The following is a 25227-nucleotide window of genomic DNA, read 5'->3' on the forward strand; positions in this document are numbered from 1 at the left end:
ACTGGATTCCCGCGTTCGCGGGAATGACGAATAATAGTTGTACATAGAGAGACAAAAAATATGACCACCCCCAAGCCCTCCCCCGAAGCGCTCGCGATGATCAAGCAGCTGATCGAGATGCCGACCGTCAGCCGCGATTCCAACCTCGACCTGATCCACTGGGTGCGCGACCACCTGAAAGGCCTCGGCGTCGACTCCACGCTGGTGCATGACGCCACCGGCAAGAAGGCCAATCTCTATGCCACCATCGGCCCGCAGGACAAACCCGGCATCGTGCTGTCGGGCCATACCGATGTCGTACCCATCGATGGCCAGGAATGGGACACCGACCCCTTCACGCTGACCGAGAAGGACGGCCTGCTCTATGGCCGGGGCACCTCGGACATGAAGAGCTTCGTCGCCATCGCGCTCTCGTATGCGCCGAAATTCCTGGCGCAGACGCTGGAGACGCCGATCCATTATGCCTTCACCTATGACGAGGAAGTCGGCTGCCTGGGCGCCAAGCGCCTGATCGAGGCGCTGAAGGAGATGCCGGTGCGCCCGAAGGCCTGCATCGTCGGCGAGCCGACCGAGATGCAGGTGATCGCACAGCACAAGGGCAAGAAAAGCTGGCGCGTCGATGTGCGCGGCTTTGAATGCCATTCCTCGCTGACCCACCAGGGCGCCAATGCGGTGGAAGCGGCGGCCGAGCTGATCGCCTTCATCAAGTCGCTGGCGCGCAACAAGCGCGACAACGGGCCGTTCGATCCGGAATTCGCGCCACCCTATACCTCGCTGCATACCGGCGTGGTGAATGGCGGCACGGCGCTGAACATCGTGCCGAAGGACTGCCACTTCCTGTGGGAGATCCGCTACCTGCCGCAGGACGATGTGGATGCGCTGTTTGCTGAAGTTGTCGCCTATGCGAGGACCAAGCTGGAGCCGGAGCTGAAGGCGATTGATCCCGCTGCGGGCTTCACCTTCACGCAGATTTCGGAATTCCCCGGACTCTCAACGGATGACCGCGCCGGCGTGATCGAGCTGGCGAAGGCCCTAACCGGCGCCAACCGCGTGCAGAAGGTGGCCTTCGGCACGGAAGCCGGCCTGTTCTCCGAACTGGGGATTCCCACCATCGTCTGCGGCCCGGGCTCGATCGAGCAGGCCCACAAGCCCAACGAGTTCATCGCACTCAGCCAGATCGGCCTGTGCGAGGCCTTCATGGACCGGCTGCTGGAGCGCGTGCGCACCGGCAGCGGCATTCCGGCCTGAGTCTGGCCCGCCTGAGTCAGACCGGCCTGAGTCCTGTGTAACTGGCGCCGCGAGCGGAAACGGTCGCGGCGTTTCGCTTCTTTGGGTTTCGTTTTGCTTCGTTTCTAGTGCTGGTGAAATCGGCGCGGCAGATTGCACAACCTGCGCGTCGTCTTTCACCTTGCGCCCCGAGGCACAGGCCGCACGCAACTGCGCCGTCAGTTCCTCGGAGCTGAATTGATCCTGTGCCTTCATCTGCGCGCTCAGCCAGACCAGCACATCGGCGGGCAACAGCCGCTCTGCGGTCAGCCCCTGCCGCAGGATGCTGGCAGCCAGCGCCGGGAACTGCGCCCGGGTCAGCAGGCGCTGGCGCTCCAGCGCCTGGCGGATGTAGAGGGCGAAGCGGCTGCTCTTGTTCAGATGCGACCAGATGCGCTGTTCGGGGATGCCGAGCGCAGCGGCAATGACGGGAATGCCCTCGCCGTCGGCCATGCGCCGGGCGACGCCGCGCCAGTCGATCAGCTGCGGCCGGCGCCGCGGCGCTTTGGGCCTGGGGAGCGAAGGCCCAGGCTCCAGCGGCGGCCAGGCGCTTTCATGGCCGGTCCCCAGAGTCTCATCCTTGAAGGGATCGTAAGCAGTGCGACGGGTCATGGCGGGTCTCCGCGGCTGGGGGGTGCCAAGAGATTAGGGCCAGATCGGTCAAATAAAAAGAACAAAATAAGAATTAATAGGATTAATTATATTTAATCTGTCCGCTGTCATACCGCAGAGCAGCTTTGCAGTCCCTGCAATGGTGCGCCGCAGCACAAGCTGGTAGTCAGCGCGCTCCCGCGACCAGGAAAGGGCGGCGCATGCCCCTCTTCACCACGGCCCAGTCATTTCCCGCCGTTCACCCCAACCTTGAGGCTGTCATCGCCGCCCAGGGCGTGGCGCGGCATGGGACCACCGCGCAGTTCCTGACCTATTACCGCAGCATCCACCCGGTGGACGCCCTGCCGGCGCGCAGCCGCTTCAATCCGATGGCCATCCCGCGCCTGCTGCCGTATCTGGTCCTGACCGAGGTGGAGTATGGCGGCGAACGGCCGCGCTTCCGCGTCAAGGTCGCCGGCGAGGAAGTCACCGCCGCCATCGGCATGAAGCTGCATGGCCGCTATATGGACGAGATCGCCAATACCTCTGAATCCACCGTGCGCTTCCCGATCGAAAGCCGCCATACGGTGATCGATACCGGCCGCATGCTGTATCGCCACGGCAAGCCGCGGGTGCGCTTCTCGCTGGATTACGCCAGCATCGAACTGGTGCATTGCCCGCTGGCCGAAGACGGCCGCACCATCGACCAGATCGTCTCGATCTTCCATTACGAAGGTCTGGCCGCGCTCGACCCGCAGCCGTGACCCATCCCAACCTTGTCGCCATCGACGCCACGCTGCCGCGCGTCCGCAGCCGCAAGGTTGCCGCCTTCCTGACCTACATGCGGCGCATCCACCCGGCCGACCGCCTGCCCGGCCGCCGCGATATCGATCCGCTGCATATCCCCGAGCTGCTGGGCCATGTGGTGCTGACCGAGGTGCACCGCCAGCCGGCCCCGGCCCCGGCGCGGTTTTTCGTGCGCGTCGCCGGCGAGGTGATGCTGGCCGCGGCGCCGGCGCCGATGATGAACCGCTATCTGGACGAGTTCAGCCGCCTGGCCGAGCCGCATCGCACCGAGCGCAGCACCGACATCATCGCCGATGTGCGCCAGGAGGTGCTGGCGACCGGCCGGCTGTATTACTGGCACGGCAAGCCGCGCATGAAATTCCGCCTCGATTACGACGACGTCGAATACGTGCATTGCCCGCTGGCCGATGACGGCGTTACCATCGACCGCATCTTTTCGGCTCTCTATTACAGCGGCAGCGAATAACCATGACCCATCCCAATCTGGCCGCACTCGACGCTGGATTGGCCGCTGCCGACAGCCGGGTCGTCGCCGATTTCCTGCGCTACATGCAGCGCATCCATCCGGCCGACCGGCTGCCGGCGCGCGCCGCCTTCGATCCGATGGCGATTGCCGCCCTGCTGGGGCATGTGGTGCTGGTCGAGGTGCGCCGCGACGCCGGCGATGCCATGCGGTTCTTCGTGCGGGTGGCGGGCGAAATCGTGCTGGCGGCGGCGCCGGTGCCGCTGATGAACCGCTATATCGAAACCAGCGTCAATCTGCACAGGGCGCCCGATGAGAGCCAGGCGCGCATCGTCGACATCCGCCGCCAGGTGGCGGAAAGCGGCCGCATGATCCATTGGCGCGGGCGGCTCAACATTCCCTTCCGCTTCAGCTTTGCCGATGTGGAACTGGCGCATTGCCCGCTGTCGGAAGACGGCGTCACGGTGGACCGCATCCTCTCCATCTTCTTCTATCACGGCGCCCAGGACGCCTGAGAAGGGACAGCTCTCCCCGTCGTTCCCGCGAAGGCGGGAACCCAGAGGCCAATGCCTGAGCCTTGCGGCTCTGGATCCCCGCTTTCGCGGGGATGACGAAAGCGTGGACTGAATTCACGCCACCGGATCGAGCGCGAGTTGCGCGGCCACGGCGATCAGCGCCGCGGTCTGCGGCGTCACTGGCTCGTCGGCCGGGCCTTCGGGCAGCGGCGCGGGCGGCGTGGCCGGTTCGACGGTGATGGGCACCGCCTGCGGCTGGCTCGCCTGCAGCGGCATGCCGACCGGCTGGGCCGACAGGCGCGGCGTGATCTGCGGCAGGCCCTCGCGCGCATGGCGGCAGAGCGCATGGATGAAGCCGAGCTTCTCGATGGCGCGCGGGCTGAGCACGAAGGGATAGAGATCGGGCTGGCCCATCGAACGGTTCAGGCTGTTGACCGCGAAGGTGATCGGCAGGAAGGCCTCGATCAGCTGGTCGATGCTCTCGGCCTGGTAGCTGTCGAAATCGATGCGGGTGCCGATCTCCTCGCCGCGGCTGATGCGCGGCTTGACCCGCAGGCCGAAGGCGCCGGCGGTTTCCAGCGTATCGACGATATGCATGTAATGCGCCCAGGTCTCGGCGAAATCCTCCCAGGGATGCACGGCGGCATAGGCGCTGACGAAACCGTCCTGCCAGCTCGCCGCCGGACCATCGGCATAATGCCGCTTGAGCGCCTCGCCGTAATCGGTGCGCTCGTCGCCGAACAGGGCGCGGAAGCCGCTCATGGCTTCCGAGTTGTCGCCGGCGCGGCGCACCAGCCGCTCCCAGTAGTAATGCCCGACCTCGTGGCGAAAGTGGCCGAGCAGCGTGCGATAGGGTTCGTGCATGGCGACGCGGATCTTTTCGCGCTTGGCGTCGTCGGCTTCCATCAGGTTGATGGTGATGAGGCCGTTGTCATGGCCGGTGACGATGCGCGGCGCTTTTGGGTCCGGCGGATCGGCGAGGAAATCGAAGGCCAGGCCTTCATCGGGATCCTGATCGCGGGTCTCATGCGGCAGGTCGAGCCGCTGGATGCCGTGGAACAGGCGATGCTTGGCGCTTTCGATGCGGCGCCAGTTGTTCAGATGCTGTGGATCGCCCAGATCGGGCACCGTGCGGTTATGGGCGCAGGCGCTGCAATAGGCTTCGGGGTTGGGGGCTGCGCCTTCGGGCTCGGCTTCGACCAGCCAGTTGCAGGCATCGTGCTGGGCATTGATGCAGAAGCGCCAGCGCGCCTCGGGCGCGGCCAGCGCGCGCCAGACGCCATTGGTGGCATTCGGGTTGACGGCATTGAGATCGGCGGGCGGATCGGCCGAAACGGGCGCGGCCGGTTCCAGGGCGCTGAGCACGCCGGCCTGCGGCAGGTAGCCGAGACGACGGCCGCAGCTTTCGCAGGAGGTATTCTCGAAATAAACCGGCTGGCCGCAGCCGAGGCATTCGAACAGTTTCATGGCAGCCGTGGCCCTCTCTGGCCCCGTCCCGCTGCGGGCCCGGGCGACAGGAACAGGACGACCGGGAGGCCGGAAGGTTCCTTAAAAAACCGGGCTTCCGGCTACCAGCGCGTCGCCTTCACCAGCAGGCCGGTGGAAACGCCGTATACGACCATCGCCGCGCCGGCCAGCGCGAACAGCGTCCACACTTCCGCCCCGCTCACCGTCAGCCACCAGCCGCCGAGGGCGACCATGACCAGACGGATGGTGCCACCCACCACGGGGCCGAGCACCTTGCCCGAGCCCTGGCTGGCGAAATACAGGCAGAGACCGAAGCCGAAGAAGGGGAAGCCGGCGCCGGCGGCGATCAGATACTGGCGCGCCGCCGCCACCACATCCGGGTTGGTGGTGAACAGCGTGGTCCAGGCATCGGGCACGATCAGCACGATGATGCCGATCACGGCGAGTGCTGCGGCCGCCAAGCTGGCGGCGGTCCAGGCGACATGGCGGGCGCGCGCGATATTCTGCGCGCCAAAGGCCATGCCGACCATCGGCACGCTGGCGACGCCGACCGAGAAGGCAATCGGGATCAGCAGGAATTCCAGCCGGGCGCCGATGCCGTAGCCGGCGAGCGCCACCGTGCCGAAGCGCGCCACCAGGCCGGTGAAGATCAGGATGGTCAGCACGGTCTGCAGCGACGAGACGCAGGCGAGCGCGCCGACTTTCAGGATGTCGAGATATAGCGCGCGTTCGGATCGGAAGCCGGCAAACGTCAGCCGCAGGCGAGCGCGGCCCGAGCGCAGATGCCAGAAGAGATAGAGCGCGCCGAGCGCAAAGGCGATCACCTGGCCGAGGCCGACGCCGATCATGCCGAAACGCGGCACCGGACCGAGCCCCAGACCGAGCGTGCCGCCGATGACGATCTGCGCCACCGCCACCAGCAGGCTGATGACAGAAGGCACCATCATGCGGCCGGTGCCGCGCAGCACCGAGGCCAGCGTGTTGAACAGCCAGACGGCGATGCTGCCGGTGAACACCGTATGGGAATAGAGGATCGCCTGGTGCAGCGCTTCGCCGCGACCGCCGAGCAGGCTGTAGATCGCCGGGCCGAGCAGCCAGAAGAAGGCCGTGAAGAACAATCCGGCCGACACCGCGATGACGATGGCATGGATGGCCAGCGTGTTGGCGCGCGGCAGGTCGGCGGCGCCGAGCGCGCGGGCAATCGCCGAGGACACGCCGCCGCCCATGGCGCCGGCCGACATCATCTGCATCAGCATGATCATCGGGAAGGCCAGCGCCATCGCCGCCAGCGGCTCGATGCCGAGCACGCCCACATAAGCCGTCTCGGCAATCGCCGCCAGCGCGGTGGCGGTCATCGCCACGGCATTGGGCACCGATAGTTTAAGCAGCGTGGGCAGGATCGGCGCGGTGAGCAAAGCCTCACGGTTGCCTGCCGCGGCGGGCATCGCCGGTGTCACGGGGGCCTGCTGGTTCATGCGGCGCTCATCTCATCGATGCGCGCCTTCAGGGCGGCGCGCGACTGTTTCAGGATGCGGTCGGAGAGCTGCGGATCGGCGACGGCGCGCGACAGCGCCACCGCGCCGGCCATCTCGGCCAGCAGGGTCAGAACCTGAGGCTCGGCCTGCGCCTGCGGCCCCGACAGATAACGGCTGAGCCGGGCGGCGATGCCGCGCATGCCGTCGTCGAAGGCCGCCCGCGCCGCCACATCCAGCCGCGGCATGTCGGACATCAGCGTCGACAGCGCGCAGCCGCCGCCGGGATTGTCGCGATGGCTGCGCGACACGTAACTGTCGATCCAGGTCTTCAGCGCCTCCGGGCCGGTGCGGCTGCCGATGCGGGCGATGAAGCGGTCGCGGCCGCCGGCGAACATGCTGGCGATGGCTTCCGCCACCAGCGCTTCCTTGGACTCGAAATGCGCGTAGAAGCCGCCATGGCTGAGGCCGGCGGCGCGCATCACCGCCACCACGCTGATGCGATCGGGCCCCTGCTCGCGGATCGCGGTCGCGGCGGCGGCGAGGATGGCCTGGCGGGTGGCATAGCCCTTGGAGCGAGCCGGTGCCTGAGCCCGGGCCTGGGCTCTGGCCGGATTGTCGGAAGGATCTGGGGCTGCTGCGGATTTCATGGCGCCAGACTGCCATGGAATATTATGATCGTCATCATATTTTATCGAGCCCGCCTAACCTGCTAGGCTGGCTGGACTTTTTCCGGAGTCCCGCCATGGCCGCCAAGCCCCGCATCCGCATCACCTACTGCACGCAATGCCACTGGCTGCTGCGCGCCGCCTGGATGGCGCAGGAGCTGCTCTCCACCTTTGTCGACGATGTGGAAGACGTGGCGCTCAAGCCCGGCACCGGCGGCATTTTCGAGATCCATTACGACGATGCGCTGATCTGGGAGCGCAAGCGCGATGGCGGCTTCCCCGATGTGAAGACGCTCAAACAGCTGGTGCGCGACCGCCTCGATCCGGACCGCGACCTCGGGCATGTGGATCGGTAGAAATGTCCCGGCAAATCGCGCCGCGTGGTTCGTGCTGACCGGCAAAACTTTCCGGTTAACGCGCATTCACCATAGCGCGTAGCATTGTGATTTCGCGGTAATCCGCGACACATCCTTGCAACCGCAACACTTCTACCGCTGGCATATGCCTTGCTTCCTCCGTGTCCAGAACACCACGGAGAATAGCCATGTCCATTTCCGGAATCGGCGGCGGCCTCGATGCTCTCGCCACCCTGTTCGCACCGCGACAGATCAGCAGCACCTCGGCGGCCGACTTCTTCGCGCCCGACGACCAGGGCACCGTCCAGGAAGTCGACAAGATCAAGAAGGGTCCCGAACAGGACTTCCTCGATTACGCGAAAATGTCCGATGCCGAGAAGCTCCGCCTGCAGGAGCTGAAGGAGAAGGACGTCACCCAGGAGAAACTGAACGAGATGGACGCGCAACAGCGCGAAGCCATCGAGGAAGGCATCCGCCAGAAGGTGGAAGAGATGGTGCGACAGCAGACCGGCAAAACCGCCGGTGGGCTCGCCAACCTGCTGGTGTAAGGACCGCTCCATGAGCACGATTGCCTCGAATTATTTCACCAATCCCTATTACGGCATCAACCAGGCCGGCGGCGTGAAGCCGACCGATGCCGCGGCGAAAGCCAACGACGACGCCACCTCTGCCACCACCGCCGCGCTGACCGGCGAGACCGGCGTGAAGCCGGATGCGACGCAGGAATTCCTCGATTACGCCAAGCTTTCGGTGCCCGAACGCATCCGCAAGCAGTTCCTCGAAAGCAAGGGCCTGGACGAGAAGTCGCTGGCCGCCATGGACGAGGAATCGCGCAAGAAAATCGAGGACGAGTTCCGCGAACTGCTGGAAAAGAAGATGAAGGAAGGTCTGTCCAAGGAGCTGGACCAGAAGAAGACCGGCCTGATCGCCAATATCGTGGTCTGACCCCAGCCTTCCGCTAACCCCGACCCTCTGCTGAATCCAGCCCATTTGACTCTTGCCGGGCCGCGAACGATCTGCACTGAATAGGCCATGCAGACGTTCGCAACCACGCCGCGCGTCAGTGTTGAAATCAGGCGGGGCAGCATCGGGAGCATACCCGATGAACGGCTGCGGCAGCTTGCGCAATACTGGTTTGCCCGCCGCGAGAACGGCGAGGCGCCGCCACGCAGCGCCATCGATCCGCTGCATTTCCCCGCCCTGCTGCCCAATATCATGCTGCTCGAACGCAGCGGCGCGCCGCCCGACGAGCGCTACCGCTTTCGTCTGGCCGGCACCGATGTGGTCCAGCATGCCGGCCGCGAACCGACCGGCCGTCATATCGATGAACTGCTGCCCGCCAGCTATCACGACTATGTGCGGCTGCTGAACCGCACCGCCATCGCCGAAGCGCGGCCGGTCTATTCCTCCAGCCTCTATCACGACGAAGGCAACTTCGTGAACGGCATCACCTACCGTCTGGTGACGCCGCTGCGCGGCAGCGATCAGGTCATGCTGATCTTCGTCTGCCAGTTCTGGCAGCGCCGCGAGGATCGCGGCTGGTGGAGTGGCGACTGGCGCAGCGTGACGCCGGAAATCACGGTGATTGCCGGCCCGGACTGAGGGTGAGCAGCGCCGCCAGCGCACCGAGCCCCGCCGCAACCGCCGCCAGCGCGAAGGCCGGCGCGAAAGCCGTGCCGCCGGTGGATACCGCGCCGAGCAGGGCGATGCCGATGGCGAAGCCGGCCTGGCGCAGCGTGGTCGCCATCGCCGAGGCCATGCCGGCGCGTTCCGGCGGCGCCAGCGCCACCAGCGCGCCCGAGACCTGCGAATTGCTCAAGCCCGCGCCGCTGGCCATCAGCAGCATCGCACCCAGCACGACCCAGAGCGCGGCGCCGGTGAACACCGCCCAGGCCAGCAGCGCCAGACCGGCACCCAGCAGCAGCATGCCGCCGGTGAAATTCACCCGCCAGCCATAGCGCTGCGTCGCCCAGACGCCGACCGGCGGCAGCACCAGCATCGGCACCGTGGCGGCCAGCATGGCCAGCCCGCCCTGTTCGATGCCGAGGCCGAAGGTTGCCAGCAGACAGAGCGGCAGGTAGATCAGCGTCGCCCAGTAGCTGACCGACAGGGAGAGCAGAAGGCAGCCGATGCCGATGGCCTCGCGCCGTCGGAACAGCAGCGGGTCCAGCATCGGTTTGGCGCGCCGCTTCTGCTGCACGACCAGCATAACGCCCAGCGCCAGCCCCGCGATCACGGCCGCCCAGCGCCAGAGCACCGGTCCGTCGGCATGCAGCAGGGCCTGCACCGGCAGCGCGATGGCCAGCGTGAGCAGCGCCACGCCCGGAAGATCCAGCGCGCGGCCCGCCTCGTCGCGCGATTCCGCGGTGACGCGGCGCACGGCCCATTCGCAGACGGCGCAGATCGGCAGGTTGACCAGGAAGATCCAGCGCCAGCCGAAGCCGGCCGCGATGAAGCCGCCGAGCGTCGGGCCCAGCGCCATCGCCGCGCCGCTCGTGACGCCGATGATTCCGAAGGCGCGAGCGCGGGCGGCCGTATTCGATGTGGGGTAGGCCAGCGAGACCGCGGCGAGGCCACCGGTGATGAAGAAGGCCGCGCACAGGCCCTGCAGCGCGCGCGCCATCCACAGCGATGGCCCATCCCAGGCCAGGCCGCAGAGCAGCGAGGCCAGCGCGAAACCGACATTGCCGAGCAGCAGGATGCGGCGGCGGCCAAAACGATCGGCCAGCGCCCCGGCCGCGAACAGCGTGCCGGCAAAGGCCAGGCTGTAGGCATCCATCACCCAGGCGGTGGCGCTGATCGAGAAGCCGAGTTCGTCGCGGATCGCCGGCAGCACCACGGCGATGGCGGTGACATCGAAGTTGGCCAGGCTGACCGACAGCGCCAGCACCCAGGCGACGGCCATCGGATGCGCCAGCAGGCCGGCGCGCGGAGCGGATGTGAGATCGGTCATGCCCCTGCATGCCACGGCCGGCGGTTGCGCGTGCGCGACAAGGCTTCACAGCATCATGAATCTAATTCATACTACTCTGCATGTCTGTCCAGCACCCGCTGCCGCCTTTCGACTCCCTCGTCGCTTTCGACGCCGCGTTGCGCCATGGCAGCATGACGGCGGCGGCGGCTGAGCTGGGCGTGACCCAGAGCGCGATCAGCCATCGCCTGCGCCGGCTGGAGGCTTTCATCGGCACGCCGCTGCTGCTGCGTCGCCGCGCCGGCCTGGCGCCAACCCCGGCCGGCACCGCGCTGGCGGAGGGTCTGGGCGATGTGTTCGACGGCATGGCCGGGCTGCGCGCCCGCTGCCGCCTGGCCGCGGCGCCGGCGCGCCTGCGGGTCGGCATCGGCGCGGCGCTGGCACATCACTGGCTGCTGCGCCGCCTGCCCGCCTTTGCCCGGCGCCATCCCGGCATCGATGTGGAGCTGGTGATTTTCACCACCCGCGCCCAGGCCGAGGCGCGCGGCGGCGATCTCGATCTGCGCGTCGGCTGGGTCAAGCCCGACGAGGGCCGCAACACCAGCACCCAGCGCCTGCTGTTCCATGAACAGGTGTTTCCGGTCTGCGCGCCCACGGTGCTGGACTCGCCGCTGAAAAAACCGGCGCAGATCGCCGGCCTGCCGCTGCTGTTCAAGAGCGCGGAAGGCGGCCAGGGCCAGGAATGGGAATGGAGCACCTGGTTCAAGCGGCTGGGCGTGACCACCCGGCCGCGCGCCAGCCTGCGCTTCGACGAGATCGGCACGGCGGTGAGCGCTGCCCTCGAAGGCGCCGGGGTGGCGCTGGGGCGGTCGCTGCTGGTGCATGACGCGCTGGCCGAGGGCCGGCTGGTGCGGGTGCTGCCGCGACACTGGGACATGACCTCGCAGAAGGCCCATATCGCCGTCTGGCCGGCGCGGCTGTCGAACGACACCCGCGTGCGATCTTTTGTGACCTGGCTGGCGGCCCAGGCGACCGAAACTGTGGCCCAGGTTTCAGCCGGCCAGACCGCCCCGGCCGCCCCCGCTCCGGTGCGCCAGATCCGGCGTGCCCGCTGAGACGAATCGTTCTGCCTTAACCCTTTGAACGGTGTTAGGTTTTTCCCGATATCCGCCGGGCATACCAGCCCTGCGCCGCCGTCATTGCGGCGCAACAAATCTGGCCTTGTCACAAAGGGTCCGGACCCGTATAAACCCCGCAACTTAAGCCCGAACCCAAAGGAATCGCGCCTGGCCACCTGCCCTCAGGATGGACCGGGCCTTTCGTGTAAGCCGCATGGACATTCGCAATATCGCCATCATCGCCCACGTTGACCATGGCAAGACCACGCTGGTCGACGCCCTGCTGCGCCAGTCCGGCTCGTTCCGCGAGAACCAGCAGGTCGCCGAGCGCGTCATGGACAGCAACGATCTGGAGCGTGAGCGCGGCATCACCATCCTGGCCAAGTGCACCTCGGTCGAGTGGCACGGCACCCGCGTCAATATCGTCGACACCCCCGGCCACGCCGATTTCGGCGGCGAAGTCGAGCGCATCCTGAGCATGGTCGACGGTGTCGTCCTGCTGGTGGACGCCGCCGAAGGCCCGCTGCCGCAGACCAAGTTCGTGCTGGGCAAGGCGCTCGGCCTCGGCATGCGTCCGATCGTGGTCATCAACAAGGTCGACCGCCAGGACGCCCGTCCGGTGGAAGTGCATTCGGAAGTCTTCGACCTGTTCGCGGCGCTGGATGCCAGCGAAGAGCAGCTCGACTTCCCCTGCATGTTCGCCTCGGGCCGCAGCGGCTGGGCCGATGACAGCCTGGAAGGCGCGCGCAAGGACCTTGCCCCGCTGTTCGACCTCGTCGTCCGCCATGTGCCGGCGCCGACCGCCGAACAGGATGCGCCGTTCAAGATGCTGGTCACGACGCTGGAGGCCGACAACTTCCTCGGCCGCATCCTCACCGGCCGCATCTACTCGGGCAAGCTGAAGGTCAACATGCCGATCCATTCGCTGCGCGCGGATGGCACCGAGATCGAGACCGGCCGCGTCACCAAGCTGCTGGCCTTCCGCGGCATCGAGCGCGTGCCGGTGGAAGAAGCCGATGCGGGCGATATCGTCGCCATCGCCGGCCTGACCACCACCACCGTGGCCGACACCATCTGCGATCCCGCCGTCACCGAGCCGGTGCCGGCCAATCCGATCGATCCGCCGACGCTGGCCATGACTTTCTCGGTGAACAATTCACCCTTCGCCGGCAAGGAAGGCAGCAAGGTGCAGAGCCGCGTCATTCGCGACCGCCTGATGCGCGAGTCCGAAGGCAACGTCGCGATTCACATTCGCGAGACCGAGGAGAAGGACGCCTTCCAGGTCGCCGGCCGTGGCGAACTGCAGCTCGGCGTGCTGGTCGAAGTGATGCGCCGCGAAGGCTTCGAGCTGTCGATCAGCCGCCCGCGCGTGCTGTTCCAGAAGGACGAGAACGGCGACCTGCTGGAGCCGATCGAGGAAGTGCATGTCGATGTCGACGACGCCTATACCGGCGTGGTCGTGGAAAAGATGTCGCTGCGCAAGGCCGAGCTGCGCGACATGCGCCCGTCGGGCGGCGGCAAGACCCGCATCACCTTCCATGCACCCTCGCGCGGCCTGATCGGCTATCACGGCGAGTTCCTGACCGACACGCGCGGCACCGGCATCATGAACAAGCTGTTCCATGGTTACGGCCCGCATCGCGGCGTCATCCCGGGCCGCCGCAACGGCGTTCTGATTGCCAACGGCACCGGCGAAACCGTGGCCTATGCGCTGTGGTATATCGAGGAGCGCGGCACCCTGTTCGTCGATCCCGGCACGCCGGTCTATGAGGGCATGATCATCGGCGAGAACAGCCGCGACAACGACCTCGAAGTCAATCCGATGAAGGCCAAGCAGCTGACCAACATGCGCGCCTCGGGCAAGGATGAGGCCGTGCGCCTCACCCCGCCGCGCAAGATGACGCTGGAACAGGCGATCAGCTACATCGGCGACGACGAGCTGGTGGAAGTGACGCCGAAGTCGATCCGCATCCGCAAGAAGCTGCTGGACCCGAACGACCGCAAGCGCGCGTCACGGTCTGCTGACGCCGCCTAAAGCAGGCAGCCGATATCAAGACGACAAAGGCCGGGGGAAACCCCGGCCTTTTTGATTCCGGGCCTGCCGGGCCGATGCCGGAACCGGACGCTGCTCCGTGGACGGATATATTTGACTTTTCAAACACTTCCTGCAAATTAACGTTTATTACAGCGACCGCAATACAACTCTAGCCAGATATTCTCTTGATGATTGTTTTTCTTTCTGGATAAATACTATCCCAGATAGCCACCCCGAGTCAGACGTAACCGCGTCCGCTGCAAAACACAGAAAGCGACTGCGATGGCGAAACCGGCCCTGAATCTGAACAGCCTCCGCTTCCTGGTGGCGGACGGCAATGCCTACTTCCAGACCCTGCTCTACGGCATCCTGCATGCGCTGGGCGCGCAGCATATCGCTGTTACCGGTACCGGCGATGACGCGCTGGCGCGCAGCCGCGCCGAGATTACCGACCTGCTGGTCTGCGACTGCAACCTGCCGCAGCTCGACGGCTTCGACCTGGTGCGCCGCATCCGCGCCGACCATAACAACCCCAACCGCTATACCCCGGTGATCGTCCTGACCAGCCATGCGCAGGCGCAGACCGTGGAGCGCGCGCGCGACTGCGGCGCCAATTTCGTGCTAGCCAAGCCGATCTCGCCCAAGCTGCTGTATGACCGCCTGCTGTGGATCGCCGAAGACCCGCGCCCCTTCGTGATGGCGTCGGTCTATAACGGGCCGGATCGCCGCTTCAAGGGCGATGCCGGGCCGGCGCTGGCGCCTGACCGCCGCAGCGGCAGCGCCGCCCTGCCAGTGCTGGCCGCCGACGAAGCGCGGATGGCGCTGCACTGACGGATACGCCTGTCATGAGCGACACCAAAACCGATCTGCAGGTCATCCAGCCCGAACCCGCCAAGGCCGAGGTGAAGATCGTGCAGATCAAGTCGCGCTTCGCCATGCTGGCGCTGCGCGAGGGTGGCAAGTCGGCCGCCGCCCTGCTGGGTGCCGCCGATGCCTTTGTGCGCGCCGAGCGCGGGCGCTATCTGACCTGGGTGAGCGATGCGCTGCAGTCGCTGGACACCACCCTCGACCAGTTGCCCGGCAGCATCCCCGAAGCCCTGCAGGCGGCGTATGGCCAGGCCATGCAGATCCGCGATCTCGGCGGCACCTTCGGCGCGCCGCTGGTGACCGAAGCCGCCGACAGCCTGTGCGAGCTGCTCTACCGTCTGCATGCCGCCGGCCTGTACAGTCCGGAAGCCATCGCCATGCACCAGTCGGTGCTGCGGCTGCTCTGCGCCGCCGACCAGAGCCGCAAGACGCCGGATGACAGCGCCGAACTGCTGGCCGGCCTGCGCAAGATCGTGGCGAAATATCCGCGCCCGCTGCCGCCGCCCAGGCCGAAAAAGCCCGACGCCGCAGCCGATCAGCCGCACTGAAAACCGATCAGTCCTTGATGCTCGCGCAGTAGCGCGTGGACGAGCGCAGCCTGGCGCAGGCGGCATCCGCATCCTTGCGCTCGGCGAAGCCGACCAGCACCAGGCGCGCAAAGGCACCGCGCGGCGTGTCGGTCCATTCCACCAGCGGATCGTACTGGCCGTAGAGCGCGGCATTGGCCTTCAGCAGCTCCTGCCATTCGTTGATGGCGGCGGATTCCGTGCGGTGGGAAGCAAGATGCGCCTTCCAGCCGCCGGCCATGGCCGAGGCTGAGTCTTTCATGCTGCCCGACAGCATCGGCGGGGTCGGCATCGCACCGGCGGTGGCGGCGATCTGCTGCTGCTCCTGGGCGGCGCCCGGCTGGTCGACGACAGACGGCGACGGTTTGTAGCCGGCCGGCAGGGCCGGCGACGGCGTCACGGACAGCGCTGCCGGATTGGAGGTCGAGGGCGGTATCGCGGGTGCGGGACGCGCGGCTGGCGCACTGGCGGGTGCGCTGGCCATGCGCGGCGGGGCGGACGACCCAGACTGGGCCGGGACCGGCGCGGCAGCCATCGGCGTTGCGCCTGCCGGTGCTGCGGCTGCGGCTGGCTGGGCCGGCTTGTCCGGCTCCTTGTAGCCCACCGGCGTGGTGTTGCTCTGGTCGCTCTTCGCCATGCTGGCGGTGCGCTGGGCGGTCCAGCTTGCCTGGGAAATGGTGCCGGGCGGCGGCAGCTGCACCTCCGGCCGCGGCGGATCCTGCGGATCGAGCCCGAGTTCGCGCCGCGCCTGGTAATAGCCTTCGCAGCCGCTGAGCAGCAGGGCCGCGAGCAGGACGGGCATGACGTTACGGCAATAGATCGGCAGACGGCTCATCTGGACGGCACTCTGAAGCAGCACGGGGCATTTTAGGCTGACGAGCAAAGCATGACCAAGGTATTAAGATGGTTAAGACAGGAGGAACAATGCCCAGTATCGTCAAGGGCGTCGATTGGCCTCAAGTCTCAGTCACTTACGCACCCCCTGAATCCCATGTAACCAGCCTTGTACGCAATGGCCCCTTGTCGGGGTGCCTACCGTCACATCCCTGTTTGGAACGATGAAGATGTCTACATGGAGCCCAGCCCGTGTGAGTTCTACCGGGTCGAGAAGCAGCCTTGATCACGCTCGCCAATGATGGACCAGCACTGGCTCACCCTCGATCCGGCTCCTGACGGCGTACTCGCACAGGAATACCGAGTTGGCGATGTGCGTGAGCGTGTCGTGCCACTCAATCAGGGTGGCGATCTCGGCCTTGATGTCCTTGTGATGCTGGTCGTCCATGGCTTTGGAGCTTGCCCGTGCTTGTTCAAGCGTGGGCATGACTAGCTCCTCCCCGTCCGTCGTGGGTATCCAGTTGTCGATGAACCGCTGCTCGTTCTTGCCCAATCGCGTGGCAATGCCGTGGATGGTCTCGTTCCTTACCCGCTGAATCTCAACCACCTTCAAACACAGGGCTTCGAGCTTGTTCAACTCGTCATGCCAACCCGGAACTTGATTGGCGTGAACCGTGCGGGCCTCCAAGATGGGCGCGCAATAGTCGTTACGGCCTTTCTCGTTTGGCTTGAAGTCTTGCCGGCGCATCTTGAGCACACCCCCGATGAACACCTCCCGGATACGCTCCGAGGCCGCGCCCAAGTGGGCCAGCGTGTTCATGCGATGGAGACTGTAGAACGTATCCTCCCCGAAAACGTTGTTCAGGACCACGTCCGAGTGCTTGAGGGTCATGCCGATGCTCAGGCGCGATGCCACCATGAGGCCTTCAAAGTCCGAGCATGCGATGGCGAGTGCCTTCTGCCATTCCGTGGCCCGGTCTGGGTTGATCGTGGGCCCACCACGAAGCATGAACCCATAGTCCCATTCCACCGGGGGAGATTGGGACCACATGTTCAAGCCCATATACTCGGGGTCTGGCGTATCCTCGTCCTGCCAGCCCATGGACGTGATCGAGTAGACGTTGTGCTCATGGAGCAGGTCATTGAGTTCCTGAAGCAGGGCGTCGTCTCGCTTCTGACCCTCGCTCCGCTCGTACATCACTGCTCGCCCGAGAAATCGACGTAGACCTGACCGACCTTCTTCCCCGTGTTGTCCGGTAGGTCGTGCCAACCGGACTCGAACTCGTCCCTGTCAAGCTGGTCAGCGAGACGACGGAGAATCGCAGAGGTCCACTGCGTGACAGTCTTGTCGTTTGGGCCCGTGAGGTGCAGTTCCAAGTCGAATTGCAGGTGATGGATCACCACGTCATCATCGTCGTCCACTTGTACCTCCTTCAGAGCAGATCGGTCGTGGCCTGCGGATTGCCACCAGCCATGATACCCACACTGAAGTGACAGTTGTAGACCTCGTCCGGGCCACCGCCTGCGACCCTTAGTTCCGTGAAGCCCACATGCACGTCCCGCCATGCCTTGAGCGGGGCAATATGCCTGTGGGTGTTCGCCATGGTCTTGAGCATGGGCATGTCTGCAGCGTCGGTCGTGTGGACATCAATGAGATGTGTGTTCTTTATTGGCTCCGGCAGGTTGCGGAATGCCGTCGCGTAGAAAGTCCCTCTCCCGGCCACGTGCACGAAGATGTCCACGAGGATGTCAACGAGATGGCGCGGGACCCTGCCATGGATAGTCTGGGCCAGCTCGATAATCCCGGGCTCATCCATGTAGAAGCCCAGAATGTGCTCGGCATTCGGTGCCGCATTCTGCCCGTCAGTGAAATTGATCAGCATCGACTCCCCCTAGTTCAGAACCATCTTGATCAATGAGCCTTGCCCTCGGGAACATCGATCATGCTCGCGGTCGCCCAGATGTCGCGCTCGTTCATGGCTTGGTGTCCGCCTTGGCGATCACGAGAATGGCCTCGATGGTCTCTATGGCCTTCTGCATGTCACTCTTATGGGCCTCTTCGAAATCGAGGGCGTCCACTATGTAAGCTTGGCGATTGTTCTCTTAGTGCTTGTCCATGTCCCGGATCAGGGTCGTGATCTGACCAGGCAGGAGCAAGCGCGCATGCGCGGCGGCACTATCCAGTTTCCGACGTGCAGTCCTGTAACGCTCGGTCAGTTCCTTCTCGTACTCGGGATTGTCCCGCGCACCTTCTCGGTCGCGTTCAAGCCAGACATCGTTGACGAAGTTCATCTCGGTCAGTGCCTCGATAAGGTCCGCGTAGATGGCGAGCCGCCTCTCCCAAATCTTCTCGTTCTTGTACCGGGTCAGGGCCAGACGCACCGTGATGTACGCGATGACCGCAGCGCCACCGAGTTGGCCTACCAGCTTGATGCCTTCGAGGACCCAGTTGGTTTCGCTCACTTCACGATCCTCTTCGCGATCAGTAGCACAGCGGTGATCGCAATGGTGATCATGGCGAGCACGCGATACGGCAGGTATGCGCCGCACGTCCACAGGCTCGGAGGATCGTCAGGTATGATTGCGAATCTCGGCTTCGGACATTCCTTGTTGAACCGGATGTCCGTGTTCAGGAGGTTCCAGATCAGGCTGCCCCTGTGGTGGTACTCGTCACCCATAGCGAAGAAGCCCGCCAGCAGGATCGCCCCTGCTCCGATCAGGACCGCCCATGTGTCAACGCGCCTGATCGCGCCCTTCAGCTTATCCATGCCATGCCCCTATCGTTCCCCCGGAGCGAACCCTAGCCGTGCCCAGTCGGGCCGTGAATGGGCCAGATTCTAGTGGATACCCCCGTATGCGAGCCCGGACTGATATTGACTCACGTTCTTTTCATGTTCTAATTAAGAATAAAGTGCTATTTCGCTATTTCCTGACAAAATATCGGAAAAGCTTTATTCTACAGGAAGCGTAGAAGTTATGCCCAGCATATCCATCAAGGCCGACGTGACCGGCAAGGTCTGGAAGCTCGAAGCGGCCATCGGCGCCAGCCTGGCGGCCGGCGACGTCGTCATGATCCTGGAATCGATGAAGATGGAAATCCCGGTCGAGGCGCCCAAGGCCGGCCGGCTCGCGTCCGTGACGGTCGCCGAGGGCGACAGCGTCAAGGAAGGCCAGGTGCTGGCGGTGATCGAAGCCTAGCTCTGCCGTTCGATCCGGTGCCGCGCGATCAGCGGCATCTGCAGCAGCATGAACCCGACCGTGAGGCCGATCAGGCCGAAGACCTTGAACGCCACCCAGAGATCGGTGCTCTGGGTCCGCCAGACGATCTCGTTCAGCACCGCCATGGCGGCAAAGAACAGGCCGCAGCGCAAGGTCAGCTGACGCCAGCCCGCCTCGGTCAGCGCCAGGGACGCGCCCAGCACCAGCTTCACCGGATAACGGTTCAGCAGCGCGCCGCCGAGCAGCAGGACGGCGATGATGGCGTTGACGATGGTCGGCTTCATCTTGATGAAGGTTTCGTCCTGCAGCCACAGGGTCAGGCCACCGAACACGGCAACCACGCCGGCGGTGACCAGCGGCAGCAGCGGCAGGCGCCGCAGGTAATACAGCGACAGGCTGAGGCCGATAGCAGTGGCCGCCAGCAGCGCCGCGGTCGCCGGCAGCAGGCCCTCGGCGCTGTAGACGCCGAAGAAGACAACCAGCGGCCCGTATTCGGTGACCGGCTTCAGCCAGCGCGGCGCAGATACCTCCGCGCTCACCGCAGTGCCGCCGCGATATTGCCGCCATCCACGGTGGCCACCGCCGCCGTGGTCTTGGATGCCACCGCGAGCTGCACGAAGGCCTGGGCCACATCGGTCGCCTTCACTTCGCGCAGCAGCAGGTTGCCCGACATGTAATCCTTCTCGCTCAGGCCCCGCGCCTTCGAGCGCTTGGCCACCATCTCGTCGGTGAGCAGCCCCGAGCGGATGCGGTCGGCATTCACGGCAGACGAACGGATGCCCGCTGCGCCGTAATCCAGCGCATACTGGCGCGACAGGAACAGCGTCGCGGCTTTCGGCAGACCATACGGCCCGAAATCGGGACCCGGGTTGACCGCCTGCTTGGAGGCGTTGAACAGCAGGCAGCCGCCGGTCTTCTGCTGCAGCATCACCTTCACGGCAGCCTGGGCGACAGACTGGTGGCTGAAGAAGTTCAGCTCGAACGACTTGCGCAGCAGGTCGTCGGAGACCTCGCCGATCCTGCCGCCCCAGGCATTGCCGGCATTGGAGACGACGATATCGACACCGCCGAAATGCTGTACGACCTTGGCAAAGGCTGCCTGCACCGCTTTCGGATCGGTGACGTCGCAGGCGATGCCGATGCCGCCGAGCTTCTTCGCCACTTCGGCGGCCCGGGCGCCATCGAGATCGAAGACGGCGACTTCGGCGCCCTCGGCAGCAAAGGCTTTCGCGGTCGCGGCGCCAATGGCCCCGGCCCCGCCGGTGATCACGGCCACCTGGCGCGACAGCGGCTTCTCGCCGCCCTTGCCGAGTTTCGCCTGTTCCAGCGACCAGTATTCGACATCGAAGATGTCGCGCTCCTTGATGCTGGTGAATTTACCAATGGCCTCGGCCTTGGTGATGATGCTGACCGCCATCTCGGCCACGTCGCCGGCGATCACGGCATCCTTGCGCGTCTTGCCGACGCCGACCAGGCCGAGGCCGGGAATGAGCAGCGCGCGCGGCATCGGATCGAGCATGATCTTCTTCGGCTGCGCCTTGGCATTGTGGCGCTCGAAATAGGCCTTGTACTTCCTGATATAGATATCGACCGCCTTCTGCGCGTCCGCCTTGAAGGCATCGAGCCTGCCGGCTTCCGGCGCCGGCAGCACCAGCGGCCAGGGCTTGGTGCGGATCACATGATCGGGCGTCACCGTGCCGGCCTGGCTGTAGCGCATCACATCCTTGCCGCGCGCGAAGGCCTGGATATCGGCGCTGTCGCGCAGGTTGAAGACCCAGCGCGTGACGGCACCATCGGCATCGACCGGGATGCTGAGCAGGCCGCGCAGGATCGGCAGCACGTCTTCGGCGGCGGCAACCTTTTTCGGCAGGGCCTTGCCCGGCGTGAAGACGGTCTTTTTGCCCTTGGCGAGATGCGCCTCGGCCTTGCTGACGAATTCGATCATCAGGTCATAGGCCTCCTTCGCCGTCTCGGCGAAGGTGAAGATGCCATGCTTGAGCAGGATCAGGCCCTGGCATTGCGGATTGGCCTTGAAAGCGGCGGCGGCCTTCTTGGCAAGGCCGAAGCCCGGCATCTCGTATTCGACCAGCGCGACGCGGTTCCCGTACAGCTTTTTGCAAATGGCGTCGCCATCGGGCTGGTCGGTGATCGCCAGCACGGCGCTGGCATGGGTATGGTCGATGAACTTGTGCGGCAGGAAGGCGTGGAACAGCGTCTCCACCGAGGGATTGGGCGAGGTCGAGTCCAGCAGGTTGCAGCGCTGGATATTGACCATGTCCTCGTCGGTCAGGCTTTTCAGCGCGATCAGCTCCTGCAGCGGCTTAAGCTTCACAGCCGGCAGGCCCGGCGGCTCGATCACCGCCATATCCCAGCCCGAACCCTTGACGCAGAGCACATCCACCGGCTTGCCGAGCGGATCGGGCATCTGGGTCTTCACCGAGGTGTTGCCGCCGCCATGCTGCACCAGATCGGGCACGCCGCCGAGCAGGCGCGTCGTATAGGTGCGGATCGCCAGATCGGCATTCACGCCCTGCTTGGCGTAATGGGCAATGGCGGCCTTGGCGTCACGGTCGGACCAGAGATTCTTCATGGGGCAGTTCCTGTTTAAATCGTCACTCCCGCGAAAGCGGGAGTCTAGTTCTTCTGTCGTCTGGATTCCCGCTTTCGCGGGAATGACGGGTGATGGCTTACGCAAACTCGGGATACAGTTTCGTCAGGCCAGCTTCCGAGGCGGCACAGACGCCGCGCTCGGTGACCAGACCGGTGACGAGGCGTGCCGGCGTGACGTCGAAGCCGAAATTGGCGGCCCTGCTGCCTTCGGGCGTGATCGTCACCGGCACGATCTCGCCGCTGGCCGTGCGGCCACTCATCACGGTGACTTCTTCCTGGGCGCGCTCCTCGATGGGGATTTCCTTCACGCCATCGCGGATGGTCCAGTCGATGGTGGAATGCGGCAGCGCCACATAGAACGGCACGCCGTTATCATGCGCCGCCAGCGCCTTCAGATAGGTGCCGATCTTGTTGCAGACATCGCCCTCGCGGGTCGTGCGATCGGTGCCGACGATGCACATGTCGACGCTGCCATGCTGCATCAGATGGCCACCGGCATTGTCGACGATCACCGTATGCGGCACACCATGGCTGTTCAGTTCCCAGGCGGTCAAGGATGCACCCTGGTTGCGCGGCCGCGTCTCGTCGACCCAGACATGCACCGGAATGCCCTTGTCATGGGCCTTGTAGATCGGCGCAATCGCCGTGCCCCAGTCCACCGTCGCCAGCCAGCCGGCATTGCAATGGGTCAGGATGTTGATGGTGCGTTTGCGGCCGGCCTTCTCGTAGAGGTCTTCGATGATCTTGAGGCCATGGTCGCCAATGGATGAACAGGTGGCGGCGTCATCGTCGGTGATCTCGGCCGCGACCTTATAGGCTGTCGCGGCGCGCCGTTCGGCCGGTTGGTTGTGCAGCGCGTTGCGCACGCGGTCCAGCGCCCATTTCAGGTTGATGGCGGTCGGCCGCGTCTCGTTGATGACGGCATAGGCTTTATCCAGCATGGCGTCGGAAGGATCGACGCGCATGGCCAGCGCCAGACCGTAGGCGCCGGTGGCGCCGATCAGCGGCGCGCCGCGCACGATCATCGCCTTGATCGCATGGGCGGCCTCTTCCCAGGTGGTCAGGCTGGTGGTGACAAAGGCATGCGGCAGCTTGGTCTGGTCGATGATGCCCACCGACCAGCCGTCGCCGTTGACCCAGATCGTACGGTAGGCTACGCCCTTAACCTTCATGTCCCGTCCTTCGCCAGTACAGCGGAAACCGCGCGGCAGAAAATTGCGCGGAAAGTAGCGGAGCGGGCTCCACCGGGCAATGCCGGGAGCCGCAAATCCGCTTTGTTTCCCGCCTGTTTCGCGCTTTTTCACGAGATTGTCGCCTCAATGCTGGTCGCGATTTTCTTCACCACGGTGGTCGACCTGATCGGCTTCGGCCTGATCCTGCCGCTGCTGCCGTTTTACGCGATCCATTACGGCGCCTCGCCCTTCACGGTGGCCCTGCTGGCGGTGGTGTTTTCCATCGCCCAGTTTGCCGCCTCGCCGGTGCTGGGCGGCCTGTCAGACCGCTATGGCCGCAAGCCGGTCTACCTGCTGTGCACGGCGGTGAGCGCGCTCGGCTATATCTGGCTCGCCTTCGCCGACACCCTGCTGGTGATCTTCCTGGCCCGCATCCTGGCCGGCATCGGCAGCGGCAAGATCGGCATCGCGCAGGCGATCATCGCCGATGCCACCACGCCGGAAACGCGCGCCCGGGGCATGGGCATGATCGGCGCGGCCTTCGGGCTGGGCATGATCCTGGGCCCGGTGCTGGGCGGCCTGCTGATCGGACCGGACGAAGCCCATCCGCGCTATGCCTGGCCGGCCTTCGCCGCCGCCGCGGCCTCCACCACGGCCCTGCTGCTGGCGCTGCTCACCTTGCGCGAAACCCATGCGCGGCCGACCGAACCCGGACGCCTGTTCCGCAATCCGCTGGCCGGTATCGGCGACCTCAACCGCCAGGCGCTGGCGCTGATCCTGGTCAACTTCGCCATCAACTTCGTCTTCGCCCAGATCGAGACGCTGTTCCCGCTGTTCACCGCCACGCGGCTGGACTGGCATGCCTATGACGTCGGCCTCGCCTTCACCTTCATCGGCTGCATCGTGCTGACCATGCAGGGCGTGCTGATCGGCCCGCTGACCCGCTGGATGGGCGAGGCCTGGGTGCTGAGCATCGGCCTGGTGATCCTCGCCATCGGCACGGCGATGACCTATGGCGTGTTCAGCATCCCGCTGATGGCGATCTCGATGCTGTGCACCGCCGGCGGTTTCGGCATGGTCAACCCGAGCATCAACAGCCTGATCTCACGCAGCGCCGACGACGGCCGCCAGGGCCTGACCATGGGCGTCAACCAGGCGGTGGGGGCGCTCGGCCGCGTCGCCGGGCCGATCTGGGGCGGCCTGCTGTTTGACGAGGTGGGTATCACCTTGCCCTATCTGATCGGCGGCGTCCTGCTGCTGCTGACGCTCGGCTTCGGCTGGCGCATCATCCACCGGAAGCCATGAACGGCACCTACCGCGCCATGCTCTGCCGCCGGCTCGGCCTGCCCGATGTGCTGGAGATGGCGACGCTGGCGCGTGAACCGCTGAAGCCCGGCGAAGTTCGCATCGCCATCCGCGCCGCCGGCGTGAACTTCCCCGATCTGCTGCAGGTGGCCGGCGATTACCAGCACAAGCCGCCGCTGCCCTTCGTGCCGGGCTTCGAGGCAGCCGGCGATGTGATTGAAACGGCGTCCGATCTCTGCCGCGTGGGTGAGGCCGTGCTGCTGCGTGGCCAAGGCTGCTATGCCGAAGAGATCGTCGCGCCGGCCGAGACCCTGCTGCCCAAGCCGGCGGGTTGGAGCTGGGAGGAAGCCGCCGCCTTCCCGGTCGCAGCAGCCACCGCCTGGGTGGCGCTGCTGTGGCGCGGCCGGCTGACGCGCGGCGAAACCCTGCTGGTGCTGGGTGCTGGCGGCGGCACCGGGCTGGCGGCCGTGACTTTGGGCGCGCGGATCGGGGCGCAGGTGATTGCGGTGGCCTCCTCGGCGGAAAAGCGCGCGGCAGCACAAGCCGCTGGCGCCAGTCTCTGCATCGATCCCGCCAGCGAAGGCTGGGAAAAGACCGTGCAGGCCGATGCGGTGTTCGATCCGGTCGGCGGCGAGATATTCAGCACGGCCTGGCGCGCGCTGAAACCCGGCGGGCGCTGGCTGGTGGTGGGCTTTGCGGGCGGTGGCATCCCGAGGCTGCCAGCCAATCGCCTGCTGCTGAAGGAAGCCGAACTGATCGGCGTGCGTGCGGGAGAGCAAGCCCGGCGCGATCCGGCCGCCGCCCGGGCGCTGGATCAGGGATTGCGCGACTGGCTAGTCGGCGGCCAGCACGGGGCCGTCGGTCGGCCGCACATCGGCGGCGTCTACCGGCTTGAGGAAGCTGCTGCCGCCCTGCGCTGCCTGGGCGAACGCAAAGCCGTTGGCAAACTGGTCCTGCGCACCGGCCAGCTGAACGCCGGCTAGCG

At 65.6% G+C, this 25227-nt stretch carries 28 protein-coding genes; 15 read left to right on the top strand and 13 right to left on the bottom strand.

Features of this window, described 5'->3' with window-relative positions:
• Nucleotides 1-60: 60 nt before the first annotated feature.
• From argE to AC1ROT_RS01395, 4 genes are all read left to right on the top strand, one after another.
• The gene (argE, locus tag AC1ROT_RS01380; RefSeq protein WP_492970521.1) at nt 61-1248 is read left to right on the top strand and encodes an acetylornithine deacetylase; all 1188 of its coding nucleotides are present in this window, start codon (nt 61-63) and stop codon (nt 1246-1248) included.
• 830 nt (nt 1249-2078) lie between these two features.
• On the top strand, nt 2079-2621 hold the full coding sequence (locus AC1ROT_RS01385) for a PAS domain-containing protein (protein WP_492996967.1): 543 nt from the start codon (nt 2079-2081) through the stop codon (nt 2619-2621).
• A complete protein-coding gene (locus tag AC1ROT_RS01390; RefSeq protein ID WP_492996968.1) occupies nt 2618-3130 on the top strand; it encodes a PAS domain-containing protein in 513 nt (170 codons plus the stop codon). Before AC1ROT_RS01385 ends, AC1ROT_RS01390 begins: the two co-directional genes overlap by 4 nt.
• Nucleotides 3131-3132: 2 nt before the next feature.
• Entirely contained in the window at nt 3133-3642 is a 510-nt protein-coding gene (locus AC1ROT_RS01395) for a PAS domain-containing protein (protein ID WP_492996969.1), read from the top strand.
• A 114-nt stretch (nt 3643-3756) separates the two neighbouring features.
• On the opposite strand, the gene AC1ROT_RS01400 is transcribed toward AC1ROT_RS01395, so the two are convergent.
• The 3 genes from AC1ROT_RS01400 to AC1ROT_RS01410 all read right to left on the bottom strand — a co-directional run bounded on the left by AC1ROT_RS01400 (nt 3757) and on the right by AC1ROT_RS01410 (nt 7231).
• Nucleotides 3757-5109 (bottom strand): zinc-binding metallopeptidase family protein, encoded by a 1353-nt coding sequence (locus tag AC1ROT_RS01400; protein WP_492996970.1) that lies wholly within the window; start codon nt 5107-5109, stop codon nt 3757-3759.
• 101 nt (nt 5110-5210) lie between these two features.
• Entirely contained in the window at nt 5211-6584 is a 1374-nt protein-coding gene (locus AC1ROT_RS01405) for an MATE family efflux transporter (RefSeq protein WP_492970516.1), read from the bottom strand.
• Nucleotides 6581-7231, bottom strand: a complete 651-nt coding sequence (locus AC1ROT_RS01410) for a TetR/AcrR family transcriptional regulator (RefSeq protein ID WP_492996971.1) — start codon at nt 7229-7231, stop codon at nt 6581-6583. Before AC1ROT_RS01410 ends, AC1ROT_RS01405 begins: the two co-directional genes overlap by 4 nt.
• Nucleotides 7232-7326: 95 nt before the next feature.
• Between AC1ROT_RS01410 and AC1ROT_RS01415 the strand changes: the two genes are divergently transcribed.
• From AC1ROT_RS01415 to AC1ROT_RS01430, 4 genes are all read left to right on the top strand, one after another.
• Complete coding sequence (locus AC1ROT_RS01415) at nt 7327-7605, top strand: Rdx family protein (RefSeq protein ID WP_492970514.1); 279 nt, start codon at nt 7327-7329, stop codon at nt 7603-7605.
• A gap of 188 nt (nt 7606-7793) precedes the next feature.
• Complete coding sequence (locus AC1ROT_RS01420; RefSeq protein ID WP_492970513.1) at nt 7794-8153, top strand: hypothetical protein; 360 nt, start codon at nt 7794-7796, stop codon at nt 8151-8153.
• 10 nt (nt 8154-8163) lie between these two features.
• Nucleotides 8164-8550: a hypothetical protein gene (locus AC1ROT_RS01425; RefSeq protein ID WP_492996972.1), complete on the top strand. Its 387-nt coding sequence runs from the start codon at nt 8164-8166 to the stop codon at nt 8548-8550.
• An 87-nt stretch (nt 8551-8637) separates the two neighbouring features.
• Complete coding sequence (locus AC1ROT_RS01430; protein WP_492970511.1) at nt 8638-9207, top strand: PAS domain-containing protein; 570 nt, start codon at nt 8638-8640, stop codon at nt 9205-9207.
• Here the strand turns inward: AC1ROT_RS01430 and AC1ROT_RS01435 are convergent.
• Nucleotides 9182-10558, bottom strand: coding sequence for an MFS transporter (locus tag AC1ROT_RS01435; protein ID WP_492996973.1), 1377 nt, complete (start codon nt 10556-10558; stop codon nt 9182-9184). The two genes, AC1ROT_RS01430 and AC1ROT_RS01435, sit on opposite strands and share 26 nt — an antisense overlap.
• Before the next feature lie 80 nt (nt 10559-10638).
• Between AC1ROT_RS01435 and AC1ROT_RS01440 the strand changes: the two genes are divergently transcribed.
• The 4 genes from AC1ROT_RS01440 to AC1ROT_RS01455 all read left to right on the top strand — a co-directional run bounded on the left by AC1ROT_RS01440 (nt 10639) and on the right by AC1ROT_RS01455 (nt 15084).
• Nucleotides 10639-11631, top strand: coding sequence for a LysR substrate-binding domain-containing protein (locus AC1ROT_RS01440; RefSeq protein WP_492996974.1), 993 nt, complete (start codon nt 10639-10641; stop codon nt 11629-11631).
• A 217-nt stretch (nt 11632-11848) separates the two neighbouring features.
• On the top strand, nt 11849-13669 hold the full coding sequence (gene typA / locus AC1ROT_RS01445) for a translational GTPase TypA (protein WP_492970508.1): 1821 nt from the start codon (nt 11849-11851) through the stop codon (nt 13667-13669).
• Between the two features lie 282 nt (nt 13670-13951).
• Nucleotides 13952-14500, top strand: coding sequence for a response regulator (locus AC1ROT_RS01450; RefSeq protein WP_492996975.1), 549 nt, complete (start codon nt 13952-13954; stop codon nt 14498-14500).
• Between the two features lie 14 nt (nt 14501-14514).
• On the top strand, nt 14515-15084 hold the full coding sequence (locus tag AC1ROT_RS01455) for a hypothetical protein (protein ID WP_492996976.1): 570 nt from the start codon (nt 14515-14517) through the stop codon (nt 15082-15084).
• A 7-nt stretch (nt 15085-15091) separates the two neighbouring features.
• On the opposite strand, the gene AC1ROT_RS01460 is transcribed toward AC1ROT_RS01455, so the two are convergent.
• The 6 genes from AC1ROT_RS01460 to AC1ROT_RS01485 form a co-directional block, all read right to left on the bottom strand.
• Complete coding sequence (locus AC1ROT_RS01460) at nt 15092-15937, bottom strand: SPOR domain-containing protein (protein ID WP_492996977.1); 846 nt, start codon at nt 15935-15937, stop codon at nt 15092-15094.
• 285 nt (nt 15938-16222) lie between these two features.
• Complete coding sequence (locus AC1ROT_RS01465) at nt 16223-17134, bottom strand: hypothetical protein (protein WP_492996978.1); 912 nt, start codon at nt 17132-17134, stop codon at nt 16223-16225.
• On the bottom strand, nt 17134-17358 hold the full coding sequence (locus AC1ROT_RS01470; RefSeq protein ID WP_492996979.1) for a hypothetical protein: 225 nt from the start codon (nt 17356-17358) through the stop codon (nt 17134-17136). The genes AC1ROT_RS01465 and AC1ROT_RS01470 overlap by 1 nt, the downstream gene beginning before the upstream one ends.
• Before the next feature lie 11 nt (nt 17359-17369).
• A complete protein-coding gene (locus AC1ROT_RS01475) occupies nt 17370-17819 on the bottom strand; it encodes a hypothetical protein (RefSeq protein ID WP_492996980.1) in 450 nt (149 codons plus the stop codon).
• Nucleotides 17820-18039: 220 nt separating this feature from the next.
• On the bottom strand, nt 18040-18399 hold the full coding sequence (locus AC1ROT_RS01480) for a hypothetical protein (RefSeq protein WP_492996981.1): 360 nt from the start codon (nt 18397-18399) through the stop codon (nt 18040-18042).
• Nucleotides 18396-18704: a hypothetical protein gene (locus AC1ROT_RS01485; protein WP_492996982.1), complete on the bottom strand. Its 309-nt coding sequence runs from the start codon at nt 18702-18704 to the stop codon at nt 18396-18398. Before AC1ROT_RS01485 ends, AC1ROT_RS01480 begins: the two co-directional genes overlap by 4 nt.
• A gap of 208 nt (nt 18705-18912) precedes the next feature.
• Between AC1ROT_RS01485 and AC1ROT_RS01490 the strand changes: the two genes are divergently transcribed.
• Complete coding sequence (locus AC1ROT_RS01490; protein ID WP_492996983.1) at nt 18913-19134, top strand: biotin/lipoyl-binding carrier protein; 222 nt, start codon at nt 18913-18915, stop codon at nt 19132-19134.
• Here AC1ROT_RS01490 and AC1ROT_RS01495 read toward each other — a convergent pair.
• The 3 genes from AC1ROT_RS01495 to mtnA all read right to left on the bottom strand — a co-directional run bounded on the left by AC1ROT_RS01495 (nt 19131) and on the right by mtnA (nt 22937).
• Nucleotides 19131-19694 (bottom strand): septation protein A, encoded by a 564-nt coding sequence (locus AC1ROT_RS01495; protein WP_492996984.1) that lies wholly within the window; start codon nt 19692-19694, stop codon nt 19131-19133. The genes AC1ROT_RS01490 and AC1ROT_RS01495 overlap by 4 nt on opposite strands.
• Nucleotides 19691-21745 carry a bifunctional aldolase/short-chain dehydrogenase gene (locus AC1ROT_RS01500; protein ID WP_492996985.1) on the bottom strand — a complete coding sequence of 685 codons (2055 nt, stop codon included), beginning with the start codon at nt 21743-21745 and terminating at the stop codon, nt 19691-19693. The genes AC1ROT_RS01495 and AC1ROT_RS01500 overlap by 4 nt, the downstream gene beginning before the upstream one ends.
• Before the next feature lie 97 nt (nt 21746-21842).
• The gene (mtnA, locus tag AC1ROT_RS01505; RefSeq protein WP_492996986.1) at nt 21843-22937 is read right to left on the bottom strand and encodes an S-methyl-5-thioribose-1-phosphate isomerase; all 1095 of its coding nucleotides are present in this window, start codon (nt 22935-22937) and stop codon (nt 21843-21845) included.
• Between mtnA and AC1ROT_RS01510 the strand changes: the two genes are divergently transcribed.
• The gene (locus tag AC1ROT_RS01510; protein ID WP_492996987.1) at nt 22848-24242 is read left to right on the top strand and encodes an MFS transporter; all 1395 of its coding nucleotides are present in this window, start codon (nt 22848-22850) and stop codon (nt 24240-24242) included. The genes mtnA and AC1ROT_RS01510 overlap by 90 nt on opposite strands.
• On the top strand, nt 24239-25225 hold the full coding sequence (locus tag AC1ROT_RS01515) for an NADPH:quinone oxidoreductase family protein (RefSeq protein ID WP_492996988.1): 987 nt from the start codon (nt 24239-24241) through the stop codon (nt 25223-25225). Before AC1ROT_RS01510 ends, AC1ROT_RS01515 begins: the two co-directional genes overlap by 4 nt.
• Nucleotides 25226-25227: the final 2 nt, after the last annotated feature.

This window comes from Ferrovibrio sp. GW821-FHT12E11 (assembly GCF_058806975.1).